Origin of the sequence: Cyclobacterium xiamenense, assembly GCF_009467825.1 — a bacterium.
GTDB classification, from domain to species: domain Bacteria; phylum Bacteroidota; class Bacteroidia; order Cytophagales; family Cyclobacteriaceae; genus Cyclobacterium; species Cyclobacterium xiamenense.
Genome location: NZ_WIOK01000012.1, coordinates 171,239 through 182,594, shown reverse-complemented (window position 1 = coordinate 182,594; position 11,356 = coordinate 171,239). Strand labels below are relative to the sequence as shown.

Below are 11,356 nucleotides of genomic sequence, written 5' to 3'. Positions count from 1 at the left end.
CCTAGCTTAATAAAGAGCCAAGAAAGGGAAGCTAAAAATCAAAATTATTCAATTTTGAAACCAGAAAAATAAACCAAAAAGCTTAACTTAATAGCATTGTGGTGAACATCCCTCCGGACGGCACGTCAACAATCAAGCGATAAGGCGCATTATCCTCTATGGCTAGCTTATCTTTATGAAATACCGATGCTGGATTAAAGGAGGAATCGTGCATTTTCAACGGATCGAGAATTTCATTTTGAATGAATTCCTCATACGCTGTTCCAGATATTTTTTCAATCAGATACTCGGCAACAGTAGGACCCGTATTTTGATAAGAAAAGAATTGACCGGGAGGGTACTTACACACTCTTGAGCCTGGAAAATCATTGGCTTGTTCCAGAATCGATAGCTTGTTTCGGTCGGCAGCGTACTGGGAAAAGAGTACATCTGACCAACCTGTGGTATGTTCCAATAAATGAACCACTTTAAGCGGATGTGTTTCTTCCCAGGGGTTTTCAAACGAAATTTCGCGCGCAATATCTTTGACTTTGTCTTGTAGGTTTATTTTTCCACGTTCTACAAGCTTCATTATACCCAAACTGGTAAAGCTCTTGGTAATAGATGAAACACAGAAAATGGATGTATTGTCAATCGCTTGATGCCCCCCTTTTTTTCTTCCAAAACTTTCCTGATACAAGATACTATCCTTTGAGACAATTACCACCTGAAGGCCTTCAATATTATTCACCTGCCGTATGGAGTCCAAAACGATCGAAATGTGCCGGTCATTTAGTTTTTGTCCAAAACCATTGATCGCAAAGAACATTAAAATAATGAAGAGAATCTTATTCATAGGTAATTTTGGACTGGTGGTAGCTAATCGGATCAGGCAGGGAGTTTTCACCCCCCACCTTCCCACGAAACGTCCGAAAAAAACGGGACAGGCTGTCCGCGAAAGTCTGCCTTCGCACTGCCTGCTCCGATGCATCGGGAGCTCGTCAGGCTGTTGTCACTGTGAATATAGGAATATTCATGATTGGATCGATTTCCAATGATCGAAAAAAAAGGTCGGGGTATTGCTGGTGTGGCTTCTTGCTTCAGGGAAGTTCGTTGTAGTTAATAAACGTAGTATACAAGTCCTTCCTTTTCCAATAGTTTAGCTGAATTATTTCCATACTTTTATTCCGTAGCAATTACCCCGCATTACGCTTATACAATGTAGTAGGTTGTATTTCATTTGGGTCAACCGCTACAATTTCCCCGTTCCTTACCACGATCATCGGACTTTTCTTTTGCTTTTTGAATTCGACAAGCTTTCTATAAGTCTCCTCCAGGCCTTTGACTATTTTGTCCCGTTCCTCTTTCAACTGTTCTTTAATTCCCATAGTAATTCTTTTATAATTCTTCCCATTGTTCTGCATTGGTACTTGTCTGTTCATTCAACGCTCCTTCAGCGATAACTTCATACCGTACTTCTTTTTGAAATAGGGTTTTTCACTACCGCTGGCGACTATGACTTTGAGGATCTCCTTGCCTTCCCTTTCTTCTTCCACCACGTCAAATAGACCCATGGCAGATGGAGCAATATTATTCTTGATGCGGTCTTTAATTTTCAGGGCATCCCCATCGGTATCCGGAACACCCAATACCTTTCCCGTTTTATCAATGCCAAAATAGATCAATCCTCCTTCCCGGTAATTCAGAAAGGCCAACACCTCTTTTTCCAAATCCAGGTCTTTGGTTAGTTGGGCTTTGTATTCTATGCGATTGGTTTCGGGCAGGTATTATTGTCTTTGATAGAATTTGTCTTTACCCCAATTGGCCGGGTTGTTTATGATGTATTCGGTAATGTTACGATATGAATTTTCATTTCGGATAATGTGGTCGTAATAATTGCGTTGCCACAATGTTCCCATTGTTTCGTTTTTTGATTTATAAATATCCAAACAACCATTGGCGACCAATGATTTATATGCACCAACAATATCCGATACCGTAGGGGCAATCCCTCGCGGTTGCCCATCATTGTATGATTCCCAATCAATGATTTGCGGTTGCCTGGCATTTTGGGCAGGGGTAAACCCTGCCCCTACGGTGGGGGTATGCAACGATATGATCCCGTGAATATGATTGGGCATAATTTGGAAAACATCTATTTGCATATTGTTAAACCGTTCGGATAATTTCATCCATTCATCGTATGCAATTTGCCCGAATTCGTTTAATTGCATCTCATCATTCTCAATATACCCAAAACGGCAAATCCTGTCCTGACAACATATTGTAATAAAATACAAACCCTCCCGGCTGTAATCGTACCCTTTTAACCGGATAGACCTGCGATGGTGGATGTTGGGCTTGTATTTCATACCACCTCCCTCTCTTTTTCAGCTTCAACTTTGGTCATTTTTGAAAGAATCGTGGATTCAACCTCCTTGAGTTTAAAACTGTATTATTCGTTCGTTCTCAACTAGTTATGAATTGCTTTCTCTTTCATCGCAAATACTCTTTGTACCTGCAGAGAAGGAACTAATATTTTATAATTATTTAAGTCTCCTGTTGTGATTTGTGACTGTGCTGAACCGCTATCCAATGATCTCACGTTATCATACTTTACGTAGTACCAGCAGCGTCAATGTTTTTGCGAAGCTTGTCTGCGGATTTCCAGAGCGACGCTTCCAGTTGGCCTACTGGTTGTTTCGTCAGTGGATCCTTTGTTTTTTTTTGCCATTTACGTCTTTGTCATTTTTTAAAAATACGAATTCTGCCCGAGCGACGGCCAAAAAGCAGTCTATTTAGCTTACGGAGCATAAGCCTTTAGCCTCCGAGCAAGTATAAATGTGCCTTAAATGGTGAATATAGGTCAAAAAGTTGAGCGTTGCAACGGATAAAATATTACTTGTGTAACAGGTTGAAGGCAGGAAGGTTCTGCCTCACAATGGATACCTCCACATTTGGCAAGTGAGTGCCGATTTCTCTATCTCCACCAGTTAAATTTTCAACACCTGGTTAGTTCCCTTGATCTGTAATAAAAAAGCCCTGCCAGTTGAAGCTGACAGGACTAAACTCCCTAAAGTATCTTGGTGACTTTGCACAAAATCTGCACCAAAATCTAGTGACTAGCTGATAATCACATTATCGTGGGCCCACCTGGGCTCGAACCAGGGACCTCCTGATTATGAGTCAGAAGCTCTAACCAACTGAGCTATAGGCCCGATCTAGCAACTACTTGCTGCTACTTGTTCCCGCAACAAATCCAGCGCCTTTTCGTCGGTTTTGCCTTGCTTTTGGGACTGCAATGTTACATATTTGATTTTAATTTCACAACTTATACCTGCATGAAAAACCGTCCGGAAATCCAACATTTGATCTTTGACCTGGGAAATGTGATCTACGATATTGACTACCAACGAACCTTTGACAAACTCTACACCCGACTGCCGGCCGACAAACATCCCCTGGTCAGGGAGTTTATGGTCTCCCCCATCCACATGGACCTGGAAACCGGCAAAATCGACGAGCCGGGCTTCCGAAACGGGGTGCGGGACTACTTCTCCGCCGACTGGGAAGATACCTGGATCGACGAGGTCTGGAACAGCCTGCTCGTGGATATCCCGCAGGAACGCATCGCCCTGCTACTGCAACTCAAACAACGCTACCCCCTGTACCTGCTGAGCAATACCAATTCCATCCATTTTAAAGTAGTGGAACAGGTTTTTTTACAAAAACTCCCCGAAAACACCTGGCCGCAGCTCTTCGATCACTTGTTTTTAAGCCACGAAATGGGCCTGCGCAAACCGGGGGAAGCCATCTACCAATCGGTGCTGCAAACCATGGGCGCCAAACCGGAAGCATGCCTGTTTTTTGATGACTTGAAAGAAAACCTTTTGGGAGCGGAGAAGGTTGGCATACAAACCCACCACATCGACCATCCAAAAGCGCTGATCCATTTTTTCCAACAACATGTATAGCACCAAAGACTACCTAAAACACGGAATCCTTTTTCTTTTAACCTTGGTCGCCACCACCCTCGCCGGAGGGGAATGGCTGTTTGGACGAAGCATACTCTCCAGCGAAAAACCCCTCACCTGGCCCTACTTCCTGCGCTCCCTCGAATTTTCCATCCCCTTTCTGGGCATCTTGCTGGTACACGAACTCGGGCATTTGCTGACGTCCATCTACCACCGGGTACGGTCTTCCCTCCCTTTCTTTATTCCAGCCTGGCTGGGATTTATCGGCGCCCCCTCTATCGGGACCTTCGGCGCCGTAATTCAGATGAAAAGCCTGGTCAGCAGCCGTAAAAAGTTTTTCGACATCGGCGTGGCCGGACCCCTGGCGGGCTTTGTACTGGCCATCGCCGTATTGGCCTATGGATTTACCCACCTGCCGGAGGCTTCCTATATCTACGAAATCCACCCCGAATACGCCGATCCCAACTACGACAAAGCGGCCGATGAAAATGTGATGGACCTGGAACTGGGCTACAACCTCTTGTTTTGGCTGATGCAGGAAACCCTGGCTGACCCGGAAAAAATGCCGGAAATGGCCGAGGTGATCCATTACCCCTACTTGTTTGCCGGCTACCTGGCCCTGTTCTTTACGGCCATTAACCTGCTGCCCATCGGGCAACTGGATGGAGGGCACGTGGTCTTTGGGATCTTTCCCAAACAGCACAAGGAACTGTCCCTGATCGCCTATACCCTGTTTTTGTTTTTTGCCGGACTGGGCGTGGTAAGCCCATACGAGGATCTGAATTACCTGATTTTTGCCCTTCCTCTTTACATCGGCTTTCTTTATATATGTTTTCGAAAAGCAGGAATTTCGAATACCAACCAATGGATAATCGCTTTGGGAATGGCCGCGATTCAGTACACCCTGGCTAGTTTTTATCCGGGTATTCAGGGCTATTCCGGATGGTTGTTGTTTGCCTTTCTAATTGGCAGGGTATTGGGAATTAATCATCCAGAAGTACCGGATGGCCGACCTTTGGACCAAAACAGAAAAATCCTGGGATGGATTGCTATCGTGATTTTTATCCTTTGCTTTATCCCCAAACCTTTCATGATCGAGTAATGGTTATATAGTTAAAATGCTTGAAAAAATCCCCCTTGCCCCCTTTAAAAAAAGGGGGATTTGCTTACGATCAGATTTTTAGGTACGTTTCTGGCGTTAAGATTTGTTCCTGGACCTTGTTGGACCGTAGCAGCCCTGCGCTACACTGGAAATGCGAACTCGCGAAATTTCAGTCCTCTTCCTCCAATTCCCGATACGCCAAAATTCCCCCCAACACGTTCCGTACTTTCGGAAAACCTTTGCTTTCGAGAAATTGCTTGGCATTGCCACTTCTGGCACCCGAACGGCAGTGGATGATGATCTCTTCTTCTTTGTGGGGCTCCAATTCGGCCAACTTGTGCGGCAGCTGGGCCAGCGGTATCAGCCAGGCGCCGAGGTTGTCTTCCTCGTATTCGTAGGCCTCCCGCACATCGATGAACACAAATTTTTCGTTCTTATCCAGCCGTTCTTTTAATTCGTCTACTTCTATATCTTTCATTGCTTATTTAACGATTATACGCTCGGTAACCACGCGGGTACCCTGCGTGTATTTGATCAGATACAGTCCCTTTTGGACAGCTGTAAAAGTAAGCATTTTCCCATTTTTATCCCCTTCCTGTGGAATTTTTATCTCCCTTCCCTGAAAATCGTAAACAGCCACATCCTGTACCTCTCCCTGAATCCACAGGCGCTCCGATACGGGATTGGGATACAGGCGGACTTCCGGGTCGGCTACCCCGGGATCGTCCGGAAGCAATTCCGTACTCAGATGCGGCCGAATCATCAGGTTGCCGCGTACCTCTTCGTTTTGCTGCCAGGCACCCAACACGTTGTAAAAGATCCGCTCGCCGGTATCCCCGCTTTTGTCCAGGCCCAGGTGCAGGTAGTCGTTGGAAAATTGGGTATATCCTACGTAAAACGTATCTTCCACCAGTACCGTGGTATCGATGGGAAAAAAGGCAAAGCCATCCGGGCCAGCCTCCGCGGGAATGACCACCTCCTGCCGCAGCAGGGGCTGGTTTTCCAGGGAATCCCAAACCATCAATTCGATACCGTTGCCCCGTTGCTGGGCATTGGTAAATTTTATACTGACCCCGGTCAAGCGACCCGGATTCAGTGCCCGGTACTGCAGGGCCAGCATGCCGCCCCGCTGATTGATTCCCGCCGCGTAATCTGCCGAACCATCGTCATAGGCATAAAAATCCCGAAAGGGAATGACCATGCGGCTGGTATCGTTTATTCGGAAATCCACCGTTTCCTGAAACACGGTGTCTTCGCCGGTAATGGACTCCACCAAAAACCCGTCTCCCGCCGAAAGCTGCACCTGTACCTCCAGGTCAAAGGGGCTGTCGGTCAGTAATTCGAGTTCCTCGGACAAGCTGCTGAAAAAATCCCTGCGTTCCAGCGCCTGAGGCACGGGATTTATCGGGCTGTTTTGGTCCGGCCGGGCAATCAGCCGCCCCGAGACCAACTCCCGCAACTCCACCGTGAACTCCATGGCCCGGAAGCGGTTGGTCAGGTTCTTAAACTGGCTTTCCACCCTTCCGGAAACCTGATCTGCCGTAAATTCAAAATGGGGAATGGCGTAATAGGGCGCAAAAGGGCTGCCGGGTAGCCGGGTCAGTGCCCGGTCGCTTCGAAACAGGTCCTGCGCATTTCTACCTTTGTTGAGAAATACGTAATCGAGCACCCAGGTATCAAATGGACCGGACAGGCGGCCGGTTTGGCTGAATTTGAACCGGAAATCCGCATGCTGGTACGCGGGCGGTACGGGAAGGATCTCCTGTGCAAATTCCGTATCGGAGAGATCCTCTCCGCCCTGTTGGGTCCAGACAGGTACCCAGTCACCCTGTGCATCCAGAAAGGACAAGACCAGGGCATCCTGCGCATCCGGATGTTCTCCCCTGCCGCCTGCCTGCCAAAAAAAACTCAGGTACACGCTGCCTTCATCGGCAACACTGATCCCGCTCAAATCGATGGGATGGGATGTCAGGGCATCGCCCTCTCCGTTTTCCAATGCGTTTCGGGAATAGGGGTTGCCGCCGGCATCTACCCCATCCAAATACACCACGCCCAGCGAGGGGGGATTGATGCCGATGCTGTAGGAAGGAAAAGCACCCTTGGTTTCCCACTTTTCCTCCGACAAACTGCCGCTGGAAAAATCGTCCCAAAAGGGCAAGTTCAGAGAAACCTCTTGCGTCCGCATCGTGCGCTTATCGGGCAGTTCCTGCGGATTGCCGGGTGCCAGGGGCAATTGGCGAAATTGCGCCAGGGCTTCCTGCTGAAGCACCAGGCCTAGCAACACGAGGCAGCAAGAACCGAGGATTCCGTTAGCGGTCATTCAATCGTTAATTCATCGGTAAGTTTGGACACCCACACATCCACCCGCTCACCGGTCTTCATGTCCAGTCCGGGAGGAGGCAATTGCTTGATGACCGTCCCCTTGGGTACGGTGTCTGTTTCGACGTAATTGATGGTCCCCATGCTCAGGCCTGAGCCAAGAATCAGGAATTCGGCTTCCACATCGTCCATTCCGATGATATTGGGCATTTCCAAAATTTGATTGCCTAGTCCATCCCCGACCACCAAATCTATTTGCGAGCCTTTGGGAATCTCAAAACCTTCTTTGATCTCCCTTCCCCGGTATTTTTGCTCCAATACGGCGTTCAGACCGATGTCCGGCACGTACACGATGTCTCCCCGGACCAGGCCAAAATTTGCCAGGATTTCCTGTGCATTCTTCAGTGGGGTGTTGACCAGATTGGGCATGCGAACCATGGGGGCATTTCTGGCATTGAGTGTCACGTAGATTTTCCGGTCCTGCTTGACTTTGGACCCGGGTTTTGGGTTCTGCTTCAGCACCTCCAGGGGTTCGGCCTCGGCCACAAAACCACTGTCGGGCTCGATTTCCAGCAAGAGTCCCCTGCCTTCCAGGTAGGACCGCACCTCCTCGTAGTCAAAACCCTCCAGATCGGGCACCGTTACGGATTCACCGTGGTGGGTGTATCCCGGCAAATAGATTTTAAAAAACACCAGCAAGAGGGCAAATGCGATCCCCATGATGATCAATAGGTGCATGCCTATTTTTTTTAATCCTGTTTTTAATTCACTCATCGTAGTACACCTTGTGTCCCGGTACGGCCAATCGGCTTCCCGGATTGATTCCTAAGTAGCGGCAAATTACAGCTATAATTTTAGAAGAAGTAGGATAAAGCGGGTATTTTTACGATAAAACGTGCGTTTCGACGGTTTGGTATCATTGAATAAGCAATCTTTTTACCTGGGTCCAGCGGTCTCCGGTAATCTTCACAACAAAGAATCCCGGACTCAACAGCGCCTTGCTAAACGAGTAGGTTTGGTTGAGGGTGTTGGGAAACAAGTTATCGTAGGCCAATTGCCCGGAAGTGGTGTAAATCTGTACCCGTAGCTCCTCGTAGTCTTCCAGGTTGAATGCCAGATTGAACACCTCGTTTGCCGGATTGGGATAAAGCAACACCTCATCGGAATCCGGCACCACCGGCTGCGGATTATCTGATAGAAACAGTTCGATATCGTCCAGGTACAGCACGGATTCCGGACGTCGCACGCCTTCCACCTTGAAATACACACGTAAATCCTCCAGTCCTGCATAGTCATTCAGGTTGATAAAGGCCGACTCAAAGGAATCCTTCGATTCCGGAAAAACTCCCGATGGGCCGGGAAGCGTTTGCAGAGCATTGCCGTTCTGCTCCCAGATCTGAATTCCGCTTAGGCCCCCGTTCGTGCTGAGCCACACGGAAAGGGACCCTTCTTGTTGGGCGAGCCCGGACCCTGCCCAGTCAAAAAACAGGCTGGCACGGGAAGTTCCTGCCAGGGAAAACTGAGGTGAAGCCAGCCAATAGGTATTGTCCGGCTCCATCCGGGTAAGTACCAGCAATTCGCTTTCTCCGTTGCTTTCCGTATAGGGCTCCCAAGCCAATTGATTCGATTCCGGATTGATGCTTACCCAGTCCTCAAACTGCTCCGGCCGGTCAAAATTCGCCCGCCAGGGACTGCGTACCCGGGTGCTATCAAACACCAGGTAGTGCCGCAGCTCGTCGGCCGCCGGTTGGTTTTGATCAAAATTGGGATCACGTAAGACATAGTCCAGACGGTTTAGCCCCAGGCGTAGCCGGTTATCATTGGGCAATGTTACGGTGGCCGAAGTGCCCGCCGGTAGCTCCTCCTCTACCACCAGGGTGTCGGTGGAGCTGATATTGGTCGTACGGACTAGCCGAAACCGTTCGATATCAAGGTTCCCGACATTTTGCACAACGAGCCGTTCCCTTCCCTGATCCCGACCTACCACGGGCAGGGGATTTTGCAGGGAGGTCAGTTCAAATTCGTAGGTGAAAATCTCCTCCGGCTCCACGCGAATGTCTTTGATGTACAGGTTATTTCCAAAGCCGTTGATGGAAACAAAGGCGATCCGCACGTCCGGATTGCCTGCGTAGGGAGACAGGTTAATGATCTCCTTCCGAAACTGCCCGGAATTACTCGGAACAAATTCACTGAGGGTCTCTGGCTGAGTGGCCAGGCTTTCGGCGGTTTTATTATATGCCGCTGACAACAGATCAAAGGTATTGCCGCAATCGGTAGAAATGGCCACCAGAAGGCTTTCCTGAAGGGTTGGGTTATCGTAGGGTGCATAGGCCATTTCAAAGGACAGCTGTGGCCGGGGAAGATTCGTCAGGTCAAACCGCGGGCTGATCAAGTAGTCCAGCTCCCCGCTTCCGTTGTAATTAAAGCTGTTGACATAAAACAGTTCCTGCTGCGTTCCGTCCAGCAGGCGGCGAATAGGTTGCCAGGTGATGGAATTATCGGGATTCAGGATGTCCCAGCCCGTTTGGGCAAGGTGCCCCGGATAGGCATAGGGTAAATTTTCTTCGCGAACCAACCGCGCGTTGGTCTGAATGCGGTTATTAAACGGATTGCCGTCTGTACGGCCATTTACCTGAGCGATGCTGACCTCCAGATTGTTTTCCAGCCCCGGGAAAAGTACGGGGTCGAACGTAAGGTCCGCCTGTTCCTCCGATGCCAGATTTACGGCAAAGGTCTGACTGATCAACACCTGCCCGTTCAAGGCCAATTCCAACGCGACTGACGTTATGGTGGTCAATCCGGTATTGAGCACGCGCACCTTGGTGGGGACCTCTTCGGAGCAGTTAAAGCCCACTGGAGAGAGGAATTTTTCAAGTGCCAAATCCAAATCGAGCATTTCCGGCTCCTGCAGGGCACGGCTGGTAAGTAGGGAATTTCTACGCGGACTAAAGGCCAACACCACCTCCATGCGTTCTACCTGACCGGCTGTAAACAAACTCATGCAGCGGTCGGGGGTATAATCCATGAAATTCTCTACCATATCCCGGGAATTGCAGGTTTCCCGGGGAGTGGGCGAGCAAACGGCATTGAATCCGTTCTGCAGAGGTGTATCTGCGACAAAATCGTCTACTTCACAACCCCCGTCTCCCCAAATATGCCGCAGGCCAAAAAAATGGCCCAACTCATGGGTAGCGGTCCGTCCCCTGGAACTTTCCGTAACGTTTCCCAGGCTACCGAAATGGAAGGTATCGATCCCGATTCCATCCATTTCCCGAAAGGTAGGCGGATTGGTCAGCCCTTCCAATTCGTCAGAAACGGGAAAACTGGCATAGCCCAACTGGGTGGGCACCAGGGGAAGCACCCAGATGTTTAGGTATTCTTCCGGAGGCCAGGACACCATGTCGGCGACCAAGGCGGCATCCCGGGAACTGTATTCGTCCTTGGGTCCTTGTACCCGGTTGATGCCATTGGTAGGCAGGCCATCGGGCCGTTGTTTGGCCAGCACAAACTCCAGGTTGGGACTGGCTGCCACGCCTAAAAATTCGGTGGGCGTGTTGGAAAAATCCGGGTTTTGTTGTTGAAAGTCTTCGTTGATGATTCGGAGTTGATCCAGAATCTGTGCTTCGGTGATGTTGGTACCCGATCCCACCGACTCTCCCTTGTGAATCACGTGGATGACGACGGGAATCTGCCGGAGTCCCTCGGACTGTCGGCGACTGTTCCGGGAAAGCTCGCTGAGTTGCTCTTTTTTGGCATCCAGCCAGCCTTCAAAGTAGACCCTAGAGCCAAAATAGCCCAGCTTATCGGCTTGCTTTTTTTCGATAAAAACAGCCCCGCAACGCTCCGAATGAACGTGTGCATCCGGCGGGGAGGGGAAGCCCTGCCCGGAAACCAGACCTGCATACCCCAGAAAAAAGAATAGCACTGATACCGCAATCCGTATCAGTGCTTGAATGTTTTTTGTTACCATTACAGGATCCGC

General features: G+C 49.2%; 9 protein-coding genes and 1 tRNA gene. 2 read left to right on the top strand and 8 right to left on the bottom strand.

From position 1 onward, the window contains the following. Window positions 1–82: 82 nt before the first annotated feature. The 4 genes from GCU44_RS11440 to GCU44_RS11420 all read right to left on the bottom strand — a co-directional run bounded on the left by GCU44_RS11440 (window position 83) and on the right by GCU44_RS11420 (window position 3,197). Window positions 83–835, bottom strand: coding sequence for a serine hydrolase domain-containing protein (locus tag GCU44_RS11440; RefSeq protein WP_161993927.1), 753 nt, complete (start codon window positions 833–835; stop codon window positions 83–85). A 586-nt stretch (window positions 836–1,421) separates the two neighbouring features. Beyond that, on the bottom strand, window positions 1,422–1,745 hold the full coding sequence (locus GCU44_RS11435) for an AlbA family DNA-binding domain-containing protein (protein ID WP_262885318.1): 324 nt from the start codon (window positions 1,743–1,745) through the stop codon (window positions 1,422–1,424). A gap of 21 nt (window positions 1,746–1,766) precedes the next feature. After that, a complete protein-coding gene (locus GCU44_RS11430) occupies window positions 1,767–2,351 on the bottom strand; it encodes a transposase (protein WP_154856513.1) in 585 nt (194 codons plus the stop codon). A 772-nt stretch (window positions 2,352–3,123) separates the two neighbouring features. Continuing rightward, window positions 3,124–3,197, bottom strand: a tRNA-Ile gene (locus GCU44_RS11420). Between the two features lie 123 nt (window positions 3,198–3,320). Here GCU44_RS11420 and GCU44_RS11415 point away from each other — a divergent pair. Together GCU44_RS11415 and GCU44_RS11410 are read left to right on the top strand one after the other, a co-directional pair. Then, window positions 3,321–3,953: an HAD family hydrolase gene (locus GCU44_RS11415; protein WP_092168003.1), complete on the top strand. Its 633-nt coding sequence runs from the start codon at window positions 3,321–3,323 to the stop codon at window positions 3,951–3,953. Further along, complete coding sequence (locus tag GCU44_RS11410) at window positions 3,946–5,055, top strand: site-2 protease family protein (RefSeq protein ID WP_154856511.1); 1,110 nt, start codon at window positions 3,946–3,948, stop codon at window positions 5,053–5,055. Before GCU44_RS11415 ends, GCU44_RS11410 begins: the two co-directional genes overlap by 8 nt. A 169-nt stretch (window positions 5,056–5,224) precedes the next feature. Here GCU44_RS11410 and GCU44_RS11405 read toward each other — a convergent pair whose 3' ends face one another. The 4 genes from GCU44_RS11405 to GCU44_RS11390 form a co-directional block, all read right to left on the bottom strand. Further along, window positions 5,225–5,533 carry a rhodanese-like domain-containing protein gene (locus tag GCU44_RS11405; RefSeq protein ID WP_092167997.1) on the bottom strand — a complete coding sequence of 103 codons (309 nt, stop codon included), beginning with the start codon at window positions 5,531–5,533 and terminating at the stop codon, window positions 5,225–5,227. Window positions 5,534–5,536: 3 nt separating this feature from the next. Next, a complete protein-coding gene (locus GCU44_RS11400) occupies window positions 5,537–7,375 on the bottom strand; it encodes a T9SS type A sorting domain-containing protein (protein WP_154856510.1) in 1,839 nt (612 codons plus the stop codon). Then, window positions 7,372–8,148 (bottom strand): PASTA domain-containing protein, encoded by a 777-nt coding sequence (locus GCU44_RS11395; protein ID WP_154856509.1) that lies wholly within the window; start codon window positions 8,146–8,148, stop codon window positions 7,372–7,374. Before GCU44_RS11395 ends, GCU44_RS11400 begins: the two co-directional genes overlap by 4 nt. A 142-nt stretch (window positions 8,149–8,290) precedes the next feature. Further along, window positions 8,291–11,344 carry a M43 family zinc metalloprotease gene (locus GCU44_RS11390; RefSeq protein WP_161993926.1) on the bottom strand — a complete coding sequence of 1,018 codons (3,054 nt, stop codon included), beginning with the start codon at window positions 11,342–11,344 and terminating at the stop codon, window positions 8,291–8,293. Window positions 11,345–11,356: the final 12 nt, after the last annotated feature.